This window comes from Enterococcus sp. AZ084, assembly GCF_051714905.1.
Classification (GTDB): Bacteria; Bacillota; Bacilli; order Lactobacillales; family Enterococcaceae; genus Enterococcus_B; species Enterococcus_B pernyi.
Map to the genome: position 1 here is coordinate 2,746,218 of NZ_JBIOSS010000001.1, position 16,614 is coordinate 2,762,831.

The window sequence follows — 16,614 nt, forward strand, 5'->3', positions numbered from 1 at the left end:
CTGCTTGCTCCTTTTCTAGTACACACCATCTTCACCCAGTTTCTTTGCAAGCTTGTTCGCAAGTACGACCATAAACAAGCCCACTACACCTTTGAACAAGCCCATTGAAGTACTAAAACTCAATTGTCCGTTCTTCAATCCAGCAGTATAGATATACGTATCAAAAATTTCTGCCACACTGCGATTCAATGAATTGAGTAGCAAGTACATATGCTCAAATCCTAAATCAAGTGTTTGACCGATTTTCAAAATCAACAAGGTAATGATCACTGGACGAATCGCAGGTAATGTCACATGCCATGTCTTACGTAACCGCCCTGCCCCGTCCATTTCAGCTGCTTCATATAATTGCGTATCGACTGCGGTGATCGCCGAGAGGTAAATGATCGTTGACCACCCTAGTTCTTTCCAAATCACCTGTCCGATATAGACTGTTCGTGTCCAATCAGGCGACGTCAAAAAACTTATTTTGTCTAGTCCGATACTTGCCAAAAATTCATTGATGACCCCACCGTCCACATTCAAAAAAACATAGGTGATCGAGACGATGATGACCCAAGACATGAAATGTGGAATGTAAATGATTGTTTGGATACTATTCTTGAATCGCTTGTTCGTTACTTCATTCAATAGTAGCGACAGAATGATCGGCATTGGGAAAAAAACAAAAATGTTCAGTCCAAACAAAATCAGCGTATTTCTCAACAGCATAAAAAATGTTGGTTCAGTAAATAATCGAATGAAGTGCTTGAAACCAACCCAAGGACTACCAAGAATCCCCAGATAAGGTTGATAGTCTTGAAACGCAATCACTAACCCACCCATAGGTAAATATCTAAAAACAATGAAATAAAGGATTCCTGGAAGAATCATCAAGTACAGAAATTTATTCGTTTTGATTCCAGCAATCGTCTTCCTTCTTCTTTTTGTTCGTTCTTCCTTTTTTGATAAGGTAATTGAACCTAGCTCTCTTTTTACACTTTCCATAAGCCCTCCTTGTTAAACATTGTGTGACTTCATTAGCTATCCACAGCATAAAGGAAGAAAAGTGATTCCGTATATAATCATTTTCACTGACGTAGGTAACTGCCGATCATCACTTGATTGATCACTTTTTTGCTTCATCTGATCGATTTGTTAGGTGATGCTGTTTCTTCTATTGAAACCTCATGATTTCCTCTCACTAAAAAATGATTATGTACGTAATTTCAAGCAGATGATAGATTGGAGGTACAAAAATACTTATGGTTTGAAGGAGGGTTCTCTCTAAATGAAAAAAAAGGTTTCGCTTGGAGAAAAAAGCTTTACGATTTTTAATTCTATTTTTCTACTATTATTAGCTTTGATCTGTATCGTACCGTTTTTAAATATCATCGCCACTTCATTTGCCTCTACACAAGAAGTCGTAGCAAAAAAATTCATCCTTTTCCCGACTACGTTTTCTTTAGATGCCTATCGTTACATCTTATCTACACCCACGATTTTTCGAGCTTTGGCTGTTTCTATTGGTATTACTGGGCTTGGGACGATCGTCAGCATGTGCGTGACTTCATTGATGGCCTATGGATTATCACGTAAATATCTTTTTGGGCGAGGCTTTTTTAACTTTATGGTTGTCTTTTCCATGCTCTTTAGTGGTGGAATGATTCCGACATTCTTAGTGGTGCGCTCCTTGGGATTGATCAATTCGTACTGGTCGATGATCTTACCTGTAACTGTCAACGCCATGAATATGATCATCATGCGTAACTTTTTTCAAGCTTTACCTAATAGTTTAGAAGAATCTGCCAAGATGGATGGCTGTACTGATTTCGGGGTCTTTTTCAAAATCATGTTGCCCCTTGCTTTACCTTCCATTGCGACGATCTCCCTTTTTTATGCTGTGACCTATTGGAATACGTATATGACGGCGATCTTATATATTAACGATTCCTCTAAATGGCCGATCCAAATCTTATTACGTCAAATCGTGATCGTGTCAAGCGGGATGCAAGCGGAGAGTAGTGCTGTCGATATCATCCCGCCGGCACAAACGATCAAAATGGCCGTCATCGTAATTGCTACAGTGCCAATGTTAGTTGCTTATCCATTTGTTCAAAAGTACTTTGTAAAAGGGGCATTGGTCGGCTCAGTCAAAGGTTGACCCTTTCATACTTAAAGATACGTTTAAAAATAATTATTCATTTAAATAGCACGATCTAAGAAAAATTCATTTTTCAAAGATCGTGCTATTTCTCGCAATCGAAACAACTATTTTTCCTAAGTAACTTATTTAGGACTTTAATGATCGGCGTTCACTAAGTTGTCCTCAGCGGTTTTTCTTACGGTACTCACCAGGAGTGACGGATTCTTTCTTTTTGAAAAAGCGAATAAAGTTTTGTGAGTTACGATATTTGAGTCTTTCTGCAATTTCTTTCACGGATAACGTCGTTTCTGTCAACCATTTCTTAGCGATCTCTAAGCGGTAGTTCTGAATGAAATCTCCAAAGTTTTCACCGGTTTCTTTTTTGAACACGTTACTCAAATAGTTAGGATTATAGTGCAGGCGGTCTGCCACCATGTCTAGTGATAGATCACGATCATATTCGCTATAGATGATATGGATCATTTTTTCTGATAACGATTTAAACTCTTGCTCCGTGATTTCTTGAGAACTTTTTGTGATTGGTTGAACAAAATATTCTAATAGCAATTGCTCAAGTTCTTGAGGATGATAGGTGTGTAACACCTTGACATATATTTGCTTCAATTCTTCAAACTGCGTAATATTCACACCCAATAGTTGTCCCAACTGAACAAATTCATTGACTAACCGAATAGCGACAACTTCTCGATTCAGTCGATTTTTATTTTGAGTGAACATCTCAACGATCAATTCGTGAAGAAGTCGACTGACGTGTTCGTCTCCTGAACGGATTGCTTCAAATAAACGATTTTGTTTTTCCATTGGATATTTGATCAGTGTCTTCTCCTGCTGCTCTGAGATGATTTCATGGTAGAACACAATTGAATTTGGTCCAGTGTTTACCCGATGGTATAAGGCTTCTTTCGCTTGGTCGACAGATTGCTTACTGTCATTGAGCGTAGTAAAACATTCACTGATCCCAATGCTAACAGTCAATTTGAGATATTCTTGGATCATTTTTTGGATCTGACGACAGTGATCCATTACTTTTTTATTCGCGAATGCTTCTTCCTTAGAAATTCGATAAATCGTTGCTTGCATTTCTTCGTTCAGCACGATAGGAATCATTCGTTCTTCTTTAGGAACGATCTCAGCAATCATTTGGTTGATAGCCAATAGCAATAAATCTCGTTCTCCTCCATGGCCGTCTTCTAAAAGATCGATCTGCACGATTGCTGTATAGTAACATTCATTTTGCGAGTCGTAGTTGAACTGCCGTAACCGTTGATCCAATTCCCGTTTTTCCACACGATTTCTAAAGAGACTCAAGACAAATAATGTTTCTAGTTGTGGTTTCTGAGTAATCAAATTCGCACTCAATAGTTCATTTTCACCAATCACTTGGCTCACTGACTGAACAACGTTCTCTAGTTTCTTTCCAGATAAGCCTTCCGAATGAAGATTCAGTCGGTCTTGAATCTGGCTGATGGGACGAACATAGCGTTCAGAAAAGATGTAGGACAAGCCCCCCACTAAAATGATCAAAGTAAAGGATACAGTAGCTAATCCGATTTGCAAGTTTCGGACAGTCGTACCTATAGTTGCAGGATCGATCTCTAATTGATACTGCCATTGATTGTAATCAGATTGAAGCAAGATGAAATTCCGACCATTTCTTTGAACCACTGTTGGTACATTCGCTTCTATATTTTTGACTGTTATCATCCCTTCTCTTGATGATTCAGCATCAGTAAAGAGCAGTTCTTCTCCATAATAGATCGTTAAGTGGTCTTCGTTGCTTCGTTCAATGATTCGTTTCAGCGCCTGATGATCGATCGAAGCAAAACCTAACGCATACTTTTCGCTGACTGCTTTAGGTAGTGCAACAACCATTTCAATTCCATCTGGTTGTTTCGTCCAAAAAACTTGTTGATCTTGATTGACATATTGTTGCTTCAGATCAGTTACTTTTTGTGGTTCAAGTTGGTTCAACGAGCCATTCACAACACCCCAACCGCCTTTTAGGCTGACTAACTTAAACGCATTTTCCTCCATTGCGATCGTTTCAATAAAATTAAGTTCTTTTCGTACTTCGGAATAAATAGTGTAGTCGGTATGATTCAAAGGAGATTGAAATATTTCGGAGAAGTTTTTAGTGGAGCCGTATGTAGCGAAAGAGTACTCAATCGTGCGAAACTTCCATTCTACATTTGTTTTGATTTGTTTCAATAGATTTTGTTTATCTAATAAGTAGTTCTCTTCAATCGAGTCATAGGTGTTTGTATAGATAAACAAACTAAAGCCAACGACCAGTACCACACCGATAATAAAAATCGGCATAAACATTTGATAAAACAACATTTTATTCCTCATTCAGCTTTCTCCCCTTCCGGAATTAAAAGGCTTACATTTTATGTAAAATTGATTATCTTCTAAAGCAATGAGTATCTTCACTCTTTCAGATTAACATACTACTATTTAAAAACATAAGTTTTTTTGAAAGAGAAAAACCTAACGATAGCAAGCCTTATTGACTAAAACTTTTATTCATATTACGATGAATGCGCCACCAATTGATTGCTTAAAGCATGAAAACAAGTAATAGATTTTGCTATAAACAAAAAAACACCAAATCAGTGAAGAAGAAGCATGTAGTCGCTATAAAAATAACAAATATTGATAATTCTCTTTACGTTTCAGAGAATTTTATCATAAATTTTTTGTCTCACAGAAAGGAAATCATTCGATGGAAAGATTAACTAAAAAGCAGTACCCTAAAAATCAAGCTGCGATCACTTGTCTACAGTTTGGTGAAGGAAATTTTATGAGAGGATTCGTTGATTGGCAACTTCAGCAGTTAAACAATCAAGGACTCTATCATGGAAATGTTGCAATCGTCCAGCCACTAGCTCACGGCTTAAGTGACAAGCTGGCTGAACAAGATCAGCTCTATACGGTTCTACTCCAAGGGTTAATTGATGGCAAAGTCATCGATACGACAGAGCCGATCACTGTGATCGACCGTACGCTCAACCCTTACGAGCAATGGCAAGAATTCCTCGCATTGGCAGAAATCGATGAATTAGCCTTTGTTTTTTCTAATACGACAGAAGCTGGTATTAGTTATCATGAAGCCGATACTCGAAATGATATCCCTCCAACAAGCTTCCCCGCAAAATTGACTGCCTTTTTGTATCATCGATTCAAAATGAATAAAAACGGACTTACGATCATCCCATGCGAATTGATTGATCGCAATGCAGAGCTTTTAAAAAAATTCGTTTTACAGTATGCAAAAAATTGGCAGCTTGAAACAGAATTTGTCGATTGGCTACACCAAGAAAATCATTTTTATTGCAGTTTGGTGGATCGGATCGTTCCTGGATTCCCGAGAGATGAAATCGATGAATTGCACCAACGATTGGGGTATGACGATCAACTGTTGGTCAAAGCTGAACCATTTATGTTGTGGGTGATCGAAGCACCAGAGGAATTGAATGAACGCTTACCATTAAAAAAAGCAGGTCTGAATGTTGTCTTGACTGATGATTTGACGCCTTATCGTGAGCGGAAAGTCCACCTACTCAACGGTCCTCATACTGCAATGGTGCCGATTGGTCTACTGTCAAACGTCTCAACAGTCGAAGAAGTCATGAAAGATCCTCTGCTATCCGATTACATCAACACATTAGTGACTAGTGAATTGATCCCAATGTTACGCTTACCCGAAGAAGAATTGCTGGCGTACGCTAGACAAATCAACGAACGGTTCTTAAATCCTTTTGCACATCATCAATTACATGCGATTGCTTTGAACAGTGTTGCCAAATTTCAAACACGATTACTACCTATTCTAAAAAAATACATTGAAAAAAGGGAAGCGCTCCCTTCCTATCTGACTGTCTCATTTGCTGCCTTGATCTTGCTTTATCGTTCCGATCATTCGAAAATCCGGGTAAACGATGACGCTATGGTACTCGCTAGTTTCGCTGAAGCTTGGACTGAGCCAGAGACTGCTGTCCTTCAACTATTGAAAAATCCAACGCTTTGGGGCGAAGATCTATCCGTACTTCCAGATTTAACAGAAACAGTTTCACTTTACGTGAAAGAGATCGATCAAAAAGGCATTCGTAACGTATTACATGAATTGAAAGGATGAAAAAAATGACTGATCCAGATTTCTCCACTCGAATCATCCAATTACACCCACAGGACAGCGTTGTCGTAGCTACTACCACGATTCCAACGAATACAACACTTCGCTTCGATGATGTTACGTTGTCTACCTTTGAAGAAATCCCCTTAGGCCATAAAATTGCTTTGTCTGATTTGAGCGCAGGGGCTGATGTGATCAAGTATGGCTATTCGATCGGTCATCTCTTGACGGATGTCAAAGCGGGGCAATGGATACATACGCATAATATCAAAACAAATCTTTCTGGTGAGGAAAGCTACCAATACCAACCAAAATCACGCCCCATCGTCTATCCACAAGAAAATCGCACCTTTCAAGGCTATCTTCGTGAAGACGGACAAGCTGGGATTCGCAATGATCTCTTTATCGTTCCAACCGTTGGCTGTGTCAATGGAATTGCTGAATTGATCATCCAAGAGTTTAAAAAACGACATGCAGATGACAATCCTTTCGATCATCTCACGATTTTAAAACATCCTTATGGTTGTTCTCAACTAGGTAAGGACCATGAGAATACGAAAAAGATCTTAGCTGATGCCATCCATCATCCGAATGCTGGCGGTGTGCTTGTATTTGGATTAGGTTGTGAGAATAATACGATACAAGAATTAAAGGCTAGTTTAAATAAATATAACAAACAACGAGTAAAATTTTTAACTGCCCAAGATGTCACTGATGAAATAGCACATGGCGTATCATTACTTGAAGAATTAGCAGAAATCGCACGAAGAGATTTCCGTGTTCCTGTTCCTCTGGATAAACTAACGATCGGTTTGAAATGTGGTGGTTCGGATGGATTGTCAGGGATTACTGCTAATCCATTGCTAGGTGCCTTTTCTGACTATTTGATTTCACAAGGTGGTAGCACGATCTTGACGGAAGTGCCTGAAATGTTTGGTGCCGAACAAGTACTGATGGCACGAGCAGAAAATCAAGAAGTCTTTGAATCGATCGTTCGTTTGATCAATGATTTCAAACAATATTTTCTCTCTTATAATGAACCAGTCTATGAAAATCCTTCTCCTGGAAACAAAGCAGGCGGTATCTCTACCTTAGAAGACAAGTCACTTGGTTGCACCCAAAAAGCAGGAAATTCAACGGTAGTCGATGTGTTAGCCTATGGTGAGAAAGTACGTAAAACTGGGCTGAGTTTACTGGAGGCACCCGGTAATGACCTTGTTGCCGCATCTGCGTTAGCTTCTGCTGATTGTCAACTCGTCTTGTTCACCACAGGCAGAGGAACACCTTTTGGTTCTTACGTTCCCACGCTGAAAGTATCAACCAACACACCTTTATTCGAACGAAAACAACATTGGATGGACTTTGATGCTGGTGAATTATTGACTCAATCCATGGCAGAGGTCTTACCTTTATTTATCGATAAGATCATCCGTGTTGCGAGCGGAGAAGAGACAAAAAATGAAGCCAACGACGTAAGAGAACTAGCTATTTTTAAAAATGGTGTCACACTTTGATTTTTCTTATCACTACCTAATCTGAAATTGAAAGAAGTGAAGTAAATGTTTTTATCTGATGATTTTTTATTAACCAATCAATGGTCAAAAAAACTGTACCATTCATCTGCTGAAAAAATGCCGATCATCGACTATCACTGTCATCTATCACCAAAAGAAATTTATGAGAACAAACCTTTCACTAATTTGACAGAAGCCTGGTTGAGTGGCGATCATTACAAATGGCGTTTGATGCGAGCTTGCGGGGTTCCTGAAGAAAAAATCACTGGTCACGCCTCAGATTACGAAAAATTTTATGCTTGGTGTCAAACGGTACCGAAAATCATAGGCAATCCTTTGTATACTTGGACACATCTTGAATTGAAACGTTTCTTCCAAATCGATTTACTGATCAATGAAGAAAACGCCCTTAACATTTGGGAACAAGCAAATAAACGTTTAGCTGAACCAGCGTTTCGGCGACGAGAGATGGCGAAAAATGCGAGGGTAACTGTCATTTGCACAACAGATGACCCCATCGACGAATTAGTTTATCACGAATTATTGGCAAAAGAAGAACCTGATCTCAAAGTATTACCAGCATTCCGTCCCGATGCTGCGTTAAATCTCACCCACGAGGGATTTTCTGAATGGTTGTCAAAATTGTCTCACGTAATTGGCAAACCAATCGCTGATTACACTTCTTTGATCACCGCATTGAGTCAAAGGATCGAGTATTTCCATCAGCATGGCTGTCGCCTATCGGATCATGGATTAGATCGCTTGTCCTATCATACAGCTTCGGAAAATGAGCTTGAACAGATTTTCCAGAAAGCATTGACGAAAGAAACACTGACACAAACAGAAATTGATGCTTATCGAACGGAAACACTCAACCGGCTGATCACTTTGTATCATGCGCATGGTTGGACGATGCAGTTGCATCTCCATGCTTATCGTAACTGCAATACCCAAGCATTCACACGCTTAGGGCCAGATACTGGTTATGACGGAATCAACGACCAACCACTAACCAGCCACCTGCAAAAGTTACTCGATCATGCCGATCAAACCAATCAATTACCAAAGACGATCCTTTATTCACTCAATCCGAATGATTATCCCTTACTTCTTGCTCTGATGGGTTGCTTTCAAAAGGAAACCGCCGGAAAACTTCAACTCGGTTCTGGTTGGTGGTATAACGATACCCGAGAAGGCATGCGTGAACAGATGACACAACTTGCTGATGGTGGTGTTTTAGGAAATTTCGTCGGTATGTTGACGGATTCTCGCAGCTTTCTCTCTTATACACGACACGAGTATTTCCGACGCGTTCTCTGTGAGCTGATCGGTGAAATCGTGGAACGAGGTGAAGCGCCCGAAGACATCCATCTTTTAGGAACCTTAGTGGAAGATATCTGTTATACAAATGCGCGAAACTATTTCGGTTTTTTTGAGGAAGAAGAATGACTATGCAAACGATTCATATCGCAGGCGACTCCACTGCTTCGATCAAAAACATGACTGCTCGACCAGAAACTGGCTGGGGAGAAGTTCTTGGTAAATACTTCCAGCCTAAGATTCAGATAAACAATCAAGCAAAAAATGGCCGTAGTTCAAAATCATTCATTGAAGAAGGACGATTCACTCGCTTGGAAGAAGAATTTCAAGCAGGGGACTTTTTGCTGATCCAGTTTGGCCACAACGACCAAAAAATCACTGAAGCAAAAGGAACAGAACCATATGGTGGGTATATAGATGCACTTGCTATCTATGCACAAACAGCCTTATCCTCAAATGTACAGCCAATTTTCTTGACCCCCGTCACACGACGCCTTTACTTGAAAAATGGACAATTAGATCCGAATTGCTTAGGAGAATATCCAAAAGCAATGAGGCAATTCGCAGAAAAAAATAACTACCCCATTTTGGATGTTTTCACTCGTTCACAGGCAACTCTTCAACAGTATACGCAAGAAGAAACAAAAAAGTTCTACTTGCATTTACCAGTTGATACTTATGAAAATTATCCCTCAGGCCTTTGTGACAACACTCATTTTAGTCCAGAAGGCGCTGCTTTAGTCGCTCAACTCGTCGTTGAACTACTAAAAGAAACTGATCTTCCATTAGCAAATTATCTTAATGCTCCGCATATCTAAAACATGATTCAAAGGCTTTACAATTTTACCCAGACAAAACAAAAACTTAAAGCATGTAATATGCTTTAAGTTTTTGTTTTGTCTATTAAATTAGGACTTACCGATACGATCAAAGGCTTTGTGTTCGATCATTGTTCTTTTGTTTTTCCGCTAATGAAGGTCTTCTAGCCGTAATTGCCAAGCTAACACCCTCTTTTAATTTTTCAAACATAAAAAGATCTTTGTTTTCTACTTGTGGACTTTGGCGGATTTCTTGGAAGATCATTCGTTGGTCTTTCACTGTATAACGTGCATATTCGTGAATATAGCGATGAGTTACCATAAATGAAAGAAGAGCAAAAGGCGTGTGATTCTTTTGTTTTTCTGTTAACCGCTGATATATGACTCGATCCAGTTTTTCTGCCCAGATCAAACTGTTTTGATAATGCTCGAAATGCGTTTTTGTGGATACCCAACGAAAATTTTTATCATAGGCCCATGAATCTTCGACAAGCTGATGTTTCAATTTTTTTAGTGTCTGTAGTAACTCTTTTGTTCGTTTATGTAGGATAAATTGATTGAAAAGGGCTAAGTCAAAAGGTTTCGTAACATTCAATCCTTTAATAGGTGCGGTAATTTCGATCGTCATTTTTTTTCGCATAGGTTCACATCCTCTCGTTTGTTTATCGGTGTCTTTCTGCAACTTAATGATAACAAAGGATGATCCTTGCCTGTCCATCACTTTTTCTTCTGAAAGAAAAAATTGTTTTTCATAAAAAAAATGGCATGAAATCCTTTAGAGATTTCATGCCAGAGAGTTATTTTGTTGGTGACTATTCGCTGTACAAGTCGCGTACTGGTGTCATGATGATACGGTTTAAATCGTTGATGATCGTGCTGAACCCTTGTTCTTTTTGCATCAAGTCATTGATGACTTCTTCTGTTTGGATTTTCATTGCCATTTCTTGCGCTCTGGCAGCATCTTCATCGCTGAATTCTTGTCCGCTCATTTGTTTTTCTTGTAATTCGATCTGCATCGCTTGGAAATCTTTAAACAGTTGGTGTGCTTCTTCATTCGCTTTTACTTTTGCATAAGCTTCTTCTAGCTCTTTGAATTCTTTTAGTTCACGAATCTCACGTTCGATTTGATTTGCACTATCATAAATATTTGACATACGACGGCCTCTTTTCTTCTATTTAATAAACTCTATTGTAACATGAGGTGATTCGTTTTCAAAGTGCCTACTCTCCTTGGAATCGACGCCATAGATCTCGTGTTGCATCACCGATACCTTGTACGCCTTCTCTCAGCATATCGCCAAAATTCCTTAGGCCATCTTTTGCTTGTTCGCCATAACGATCTAAATTGTCTTGCCAGTTCCCCTGATTCTCTTCATTGGTTTGTGAATTATCTGGTACTTGATCTGCTGGGACGACTTGACCGCCGGTAGCATAGGCATCCGCAACATTGAATCTTGTTTGCTCGGTGTAAGGCAAGATGCCTTCTGCTGCTGATTTGAAGACTTTCCCCACCACATTGCCACTTGTACCTTCTAAATAGTGAAGTTCACTCGTTTCTTCAAATCCCAACCAAGTAGATATGACTACGTCTGGTGTATATCCAACGATCCATTGGTCATTCGCTTTTGTTGCATCAAAATTCGTTTCTGTCGTTCCTGTTTTCCCTGCCACCGTATAACCATATGGATTCGCTGCAACACCCGTTCCATTAGAGAACGTACCTAGTAACATGCTAGTCATCTGATTTGCTGTTTCTTCAGAAATGACCTGTTTTGGTTTACTGTTAGTATTATCAACGATGACCGCTCCAGTAGAGTCGACGATCTTAGTGATCAAATGCGGCGTGTACATCTTTCCATTATTGGCGAATGAGCCATAAGCTCCCGCCATGGTCATTGGGGAGACCCCATTTTCCAAACCGCCTAACGCTAACCCGTAATACTTGTCTGAATCAGCTAAAGGCAAGCCAAATTCTTTTGTCTTATCAAACCCTTTTTGAAGTCCGATTTCATGAAGCAACCACACAGCAGGTAAATTCAAACTTTGGGCTACTGCTTGATACATCGGTACTTCCCCTTGATAGGTCCCATCAAAGTTGTGCGCATCATAATAAGATTGTGGTTTATCTTCAAGAATACTTGAAGGTGTATAGCCAGCTTCTAATGCGGGAGCAAACACACTAAGTGGTTTGATCGATGAACCAGGTGAACGTTTCATCTGCGTCGCAAAGTTGAATCCTCTAAAGACATGCTCCCCACGTCGACCAACCAGCGCTGCCACCCCGCCAGTTTTCGGATCTAGTGCAACTGAACCTGATTGGACCATGGCACCATCTGTCGCATTTGGAGGGAATAACGCATCATTTTGATAAGTCGCTTCTAGTTGTTGCTGATAATTCTGATTCAATGACGTATAGATTTTATAGCCTTTGTTCATGACATCTGCTTCATCTAAGCCATATTCACTAACAGCTTCATCAATCACTGCATCAAAATAATAAGGATAACGATAACCAGACTCCGAACCAGTATACGTATCATTCAAATAGTGTGTGATGTCCGTCTGAGACTCAGCAGTTGCTTGTTCTTCACTGATTTTACCATTGTCTGCCATCACGCTTAACACCGTATTTTTCCGATTATTGGCATTTTCTGGATGATCGATTGGGTTGTAGATACCAGGACCCTTCAGCATCCCCGCTAATGTAGCAGCTTCAGACAGTGTGACATTGTTAGCATCCACTCCAAAATAGCGTCTTGATGCATCTTGTACACCCCAAACCCCATTACCAAAATAAGCATTGTTCAGATACATCGTTAAAATTTCTTCTTTGCTGTACTTCTTCTCGATCTCAATCGCTAGAAAAAGTTCTTTCGCTTTTCTGTCAAACGTTTGATCTAGTGTAAGATACGCATTTTTGGCTAACTGTTGGGTAATGGTACTTCCGCCACCCCCGCCTGTACCACCAGATGTGATCATCCTTACTGCTGCTCTGGCAATCCCTTTGATATCAAAACCAGGATGTTGATAAAAATTCCGGTCTTCGGTCGAGATAACGGCATCTTGGATCAGTGGAGAAATCGCATCTAACTCCACATAAGACCCTTTTTGTGCATATAACGTCCCCGCCTCTTCGTTGTTTTTATCATAAATCACGGTCGACTGACTCAAACCAGATTTCAGTGTTTCAACATTCGCTTGTTTTGCTAATACAAATAGATAAATACTCGTGATCAATACGAAGATCAGTCCGATCAGTAAAATCAACTTGTTGATATGATATTTTTTCCAAATGCGCTTACGCCATCGATGGAATTGTCCGAGGTAAGGCTTAATCCATCGCCAAAAACTGATGAGCGCAGTTTTTACTCTTCTTAACATGCTCTGAAAATCCATTCACTTCTTCTCCTGTCTATTGATCTCATTCTTCTCATTTTAACATAACTAATTATGCGTGACGTCCTGCTTGAGATGTAGGTGTACGCTTTGTTTATTCACAATGTGGATAGTTTAGCATATGAAGTGAAGGAATTTTTCCATTTTTTTCTTAAATATCTGTTAAAAATGTTACAATGAATCTGAATTTCAATGAAAGGTGTGAGCATGTGGACATCACGATCACGTTACCTGAATCTCATCCAACCATGACGATTCGAGAATTATTAGAAAATGAGTGGCTTGTACCAAGAAAAGTCCGACACTTTTTACGTATACGTAAAAACGTCTTATTGAATCGCAAACCTGTTTTATTCCATCACGAAGCAAAAGCTGGAGATCAAATCACTTTGCACTTTGAGGAAACTGACTATAGTTACCAAGAGATCCAATTGGGGGAGGCAGCAAAAGTCAGCGTGTTATATGAGGATGAGCACTTGATCATCGTCAACAAACCAGTCGGTATCAAAACGCATCCGAATGAACCGACAGAAACGAATACGTTATTGAATCATCTGGCTGCTTACTTAGATCAAAAAAAGCAACGTCCATATGTCGTTCATCGATTAGACAAGGAAACGAGTGGAGCTGTTCTATTTGCTAAAAATCCTTTTATTTTACCTATTTTAGGTAGAATGTTGGAACAGAAAAAAATCTACCGCCGTTATCAAGCCGTTGTTTGGGGTAAACTTTCTCAAGATGTAACGATCACAGACAAAATCGGCAGAGATCGTCATGATCGTCGCAAACGAGTGGTTGATCCAAGAAATGGACAACCAGCCATCACACATGTTCAAGTCGCCGAAGTTTCGGCAGATAAAACAAAGGTCTATTGTGTCTTGGATACAGGACGAACCCACCAAATCCGTGTACATTTAGCAAATCAAGGCCACCCCATTGTTGGTGACCCGCTCTATCAAACGAAGTCAGCGAAACGTTTGATGCTCCATGCGTTGGAACTTCATATGCTCCATCCATTTACACAAGAAAAAATCATTGCACGAGCATTGCCGGGATTATGGTAAACACTTGAAAATAGTCATAAACAAAATAACTGAGATTTGGGAACTTAACACGATCCCGATTCTCAGTTTTTTCCTGTTTCTATCAAAAATATGAATTGACAGTAAGCGCATACATGCTAGACTTACATTAGTATGTATATAAAAAATATTAAGGAGATCATTCATATGAATATTGAAATAACTAACCTTTCGTCCCAAATTGCTGTAGCAACCAAAGCGACTGCTGTTACTATGGAGAACATGACCGCTACAATAGATACTGGCTATGAAAAATTGATGCACGCTGTTGCTGAACAAGGTGCCCAACTGATTGGCGCCCCCTACTGCGCTTACCTGAATAGCAATGAAGACTTTACCGTCTTTGATATCGAATTAGGGATTCCGATCAATACGGAGATTTCTGCAAATGATGAGGTGTATATGAGTCAAACATACGGTGGAAAAGCCGTAATCGCCACACATCAAGGTTCTTACGCCACACTTGAGGCAACATACGAGGCAATGCTGGTTTATCTCCAAGAAAATCATTCGGAAAGTACTGGCGTTTATTATGATTACTATCTAAGTAATCCGCTTGACACACCGGAAGACCAATTATTGACACAAGTTGTTTTTCCAATCAATTAAGTTCGGATTCATGTTGCTCCAAACTAGTCTCATTTGCAACGATTATTTCTTGTAAATAATGCTTCTATGACCAATAGCAAATATTTCAATTATAATTTCAGAGTCAATTATATTTGCTAGTATGCGATAATTCCCAATGCGGTACCGCCACTCACCACCTCGATTTCCCGTCAATCCTTTACCGTGTTGTCGAGGGGTGCTGGTTCCTTCCAAATTTTTTCTAATCCAAGCAACGATTATTCTTGCCTGATTTCGATCCATCTTTCTTAACTGCTTCTGCGCTTGAGGCATATAGATAACTTTATACTTCATCTAGCAACTTCTCCATGTCAGACTGAGAAATCCCCTTCTCTTTTTTCTTTTTAGAAAGTGCCATTGCATCTTTTAATAATTTTAAATCAATCTCATCTTCGATTTTATCAAGAACTGACGTCCTGTAAAGTTCCGTCAATGATGAGTTATGTGCTTTAGCATATTCTGCTACTAGTTCTTTTTCATCATCTGGAATTCTAAATGTAATTGTGGATTGTCCCATAATCTATCCCTCCGCTCTAATTTGTAACAACATCGTACTAAAAATACATCTTTTTGTCAATACAACGTTAGTACGTGATATAGAGAATAAAAAAGAACGGCTACCAATAATGACAGTCGTTCTCTATACCTATTTTTATTCAAGTTTCCATCTAAAAATTAAAAGTCGCTATTTTCTTCTTAGATTTATGCAAATTCGTTTCCTTCTCGATGTGCTTTTTCCGCTAAAAGCAAGCTTCCGATAATCCCACTCTCATTTGGCATTCCCCATTGAACAATATACTCCTCGACTGGAGGTGTTTCCATGTAACTAGCCATCAATGTCGTAAATTGTTCTCTCACTTTTTGCAGTAAGTGTGCTTTGTTCATGACACCACCGCCTAAAATGATTTTTTCTGGTGCTAGTGTCAACGTATAATTGACTAATGCTTGTGCAAGATAATACGCTTGGATATCCCAGACAGGATGATCTTCAGGTAAATTTTGGCCTTTGATTCCTGTACGTGCTTCAATTGATGGTCCAGCCGCTAATCCTTCTAAACAGTCTTTATGGAAAGGACAAGTTCCTTCGTAGTCGTCTTCTGGATGACGTTTGACCATGATGTGTCCCATTTCCGGATGCGCACTCCCAGAAAGAATATCGCTATTCAACACAACTCCGCCACCAATGCCTGTGCCGACAGTCAAGTAGATGCAACTGTTTTTCCCTTGCGCCGCTCCTTTCAACAATTCACCATATGCCGCAGCATTGACGTCGGTTGTCCATGCCAAAGGAACGTCGTATCGTTGTTTGATGCTTCCTAAGAAATCAAAATCTCGCCATCCTTGTTTAGGCGTAGCTAAGACATAGCCATAGCGATCATTCGTTGGATCAATACCGATTGGACCAAAGGAACCGATTCCAATTGCTTCTAATTCAAAGCGATCAAAGAAATCAAACACTAACGCCAATGTTTCCTCTGGTAAAGTTGTCGGTACACTGATTTTTTCAATGATTTCTCCCTGATCTGATACTGCACAAATAAATTTTGTTCCACCTGCTTCTATTCCACCATACATC

The 16,614-nt window shown here is 39.6% G+C and carries 15 protein-coding genes; 7 read left to right on the forward strand and 8 right to left on the reverse strand.

The features are described 5' to 3' along the window. Positions 1-15: 15 nt before the first annotated feature. Positions 16-987, reverse strand: a complete 972-nt coding sequence (locus IGI79_RS12425; protein ID WP_104872526.1) for an ABC transporter permease — start codon at positions 985-987, stop codon at positions 16-18. A gap of 283 nt (positions 988-1,270) precedes the next feature. Here IGI79_RS12425 and IGI79_RS12430 point away from each other — a divergent pair, with 283 nt between their 5' ends. Then, a complete protein-coding gene (locus IGI79_RS12430; RefSeq protein ID WP_104872525.1) occupies positions 1,271-2,143 on the forward strand; it encodes a carbohydrate ABC transporter permease in 873 nt (290 codons plus the stop codon). 165 nt (positions 2,144-2,308) lie between these two features. Here IGI79_RS12430 and IGI79_RS12435 read toward each other — a convergent pair whose 3' ends face one another. Beyond that, entirely contained in the window at positions 2,309-4,498 is a 2,190-nt protein-coding gene (locus tag IGI79_RS12435) for a helix-turn-helix domain-containing protein (protein ID WP_195274089.1), read from the reverse strand. Between the two features lie 373 nt (positions 4,499-4,871). Between IGI79_RS12435 and IGI79_RS12440 the strand changes: the two genes are divergently transcribed. Genes IGI79_RS12440 through IGI79_RS12455 form a run of 4 tightly spaced genes read left to right on the forward strand, consistent with a single transcriptional unit; the run spans position 4,872 to position 9,933 of the window. Beyond that, positions 4,872-6,284, forward strand: a complete 1,413-nt coding sequence (locus tag IGI79_RS12440; protein ID WP_195274087.1) for a tagaturonate reductase — start codon at positions 4,872-4,874, stop codon at positions 6,282-6,284. A gap of 5 nt (positions 6,285-6,289) precedes the next feature. Further along, positions 6,290-7,795: a UxaA family hydrolase gene (locus IGI79_RS12445; protein WP_195274085.1), complete on the forward strand. Its 1,506-nt coding sequence runs from the start codon at positions 6,290-6,292 to the stop codon at positions 7,793-7,795. A gap of 45 nt (positions 7,796-7,840) precedes the next feature. Next, positions 7,841-9,244 carry a glucuronate isomerase gene (gene uxaC, locus IGI79_RS12450; protein ID WP_195274083.1) on the forward strand — a complete coding sequence of 468 codons (1,404 nt, stop codon included), beginning with the start codon at positions 7,841-7,843 and terminating at the stop codon, positions 9,242-9,244. Between the two features lie 2 nt (positions 9,245-9,246). After that, positions 9,247-9,933 (forward strand): rhamnogalacturonan acetylesterase, encoded by a 687-nt coding sequence (locus tag IGI79_RS12455; protein WP_195274081.1) that lies wholly within the window; start codon positions 9,247-9,249, stop codon positions 9,931-9,933. A 109-nt stretch (positions 9,934-10,042) separates the two neighbouring features. Here IGI79_RS12455 and IGI79_RS12460 read toward each other — a convergent pair whose 3' ends face one another. The 3 genes from IGI79_RS12460 to IGI79_RS12470 all read right to left on the reverse strand — a co-directional run bounded on the left by IGI79_RS12460 (position 10,043) and on the right by IGI79_RS12470 (position 13,329). Then, positions 10,043-10,573, reverse strand: coding sequence for a hypothetical protein (locus IGI79_RS12460; RefSeq protein ID WP_195274079.1), 531 nt, complete (start codon positions 10,571-10,573; stop codon positions 10,043-10,045). Between the two features lie 172 nt (positions 10,574-10,745). Beyond that, entirely contained in the window at positions 10,746-11,087 is a 342-nt protein-coding gene (locus IGI79_RS12465) for a YlbF family regulator (RefSeq protein ID WP_010734167.1), read from the reverse strand. A gap of 67 nt (positions 11,088-11,154) precedes the next feature. Continuing rightward, a complete protein-coding gene (locus tag IGI79_RS12470) occupies positions 11,155-13,329 on the reverse strand; it encodes a PBP1A family penicillin-binding protein (RefSeq protein ID WP_195274077.1) in 2,175 nt (724 codons plus the stop codon). A 209-nt stretch (positions 13,330-13,538) separates the two neighbouring features. Here IGI79_RS12470 and IGI79_RS12475 point away from each other — a divergent pair, with 209 nt between their 5' ends. Continuing rightward, positions 13,539-14,393 carry an RluA family pseudouridine synthase gene (locus IGI79_RS12475; RefSeq protein ID WP_065095591.1) on the forward strand — a complete coding sequence of 285 codons (855 nt, stop codon included), beginning with the start codon at positions 13,539-13,541 and terminating at the stop codon, positions 14,391-14,393. Positions 14,394-14,558: 165 nt separating this feature from the next. Beyond that, the gene (locus tag IGI79_RS12480; protein WP_195274075.1) at positions 14,559-15,020 is read left to right on the forward strand and encodes a GyrI-like domain-containing protein; all 462 of its coding nucleotides are present in this window, start codon (positions 14,559-14,561) and stop codon (positions 15,018-15,020) included. Between the two features lie 42 nt (positions 15,021-15,062). On the opposite strand, the gene IGI79_RS12485 is transcribed toward IGI79_RS12480, so the two are convergent. From IGI79_RS12485 to IGI79_RS12495, 3 genes are all read right to left on the reverse strand, one after another. Further along, positions 15,063-15,332: a type II toxin-antitoxin system RelE family toxin gene (locus IGI79_RS12485; protein ID WP_019723048.1), complete on the reverse strand. Its 270-nt coding sequence runs from the start codon at positions 15,330-15,332 to the stop codon at positions 15,063-15,065. Further along, positions 15,322-15,555, reverse strand: coding sequence for a type II toxin-antitoxin system RelB family antitoxin (gene relB, locus IGI79_RS12490; RefSeq protein WP_019723047.1), 234 nt, complete (start codon positions 15,553-15,555; stop codon positions 15,322-15,324). The genes IGI79_RS12485 and relB overlap by 11 nt, the downstream gene beginning before the upstream one ends. Before the next feature lie 185 nt (positions 15,556-15,740). Further along, positions 15,741-16,613, reverse strand: a complete 873-nt coding sequence (locus IGI79_RS12495; protein WP_065095589.1) for an ROK family protein — start codon at positions 16,611-16,613, stop codon at positions 15,741-15,743. Between the last annotated feature and the right edge of the window lies 1 nt (position 16,614).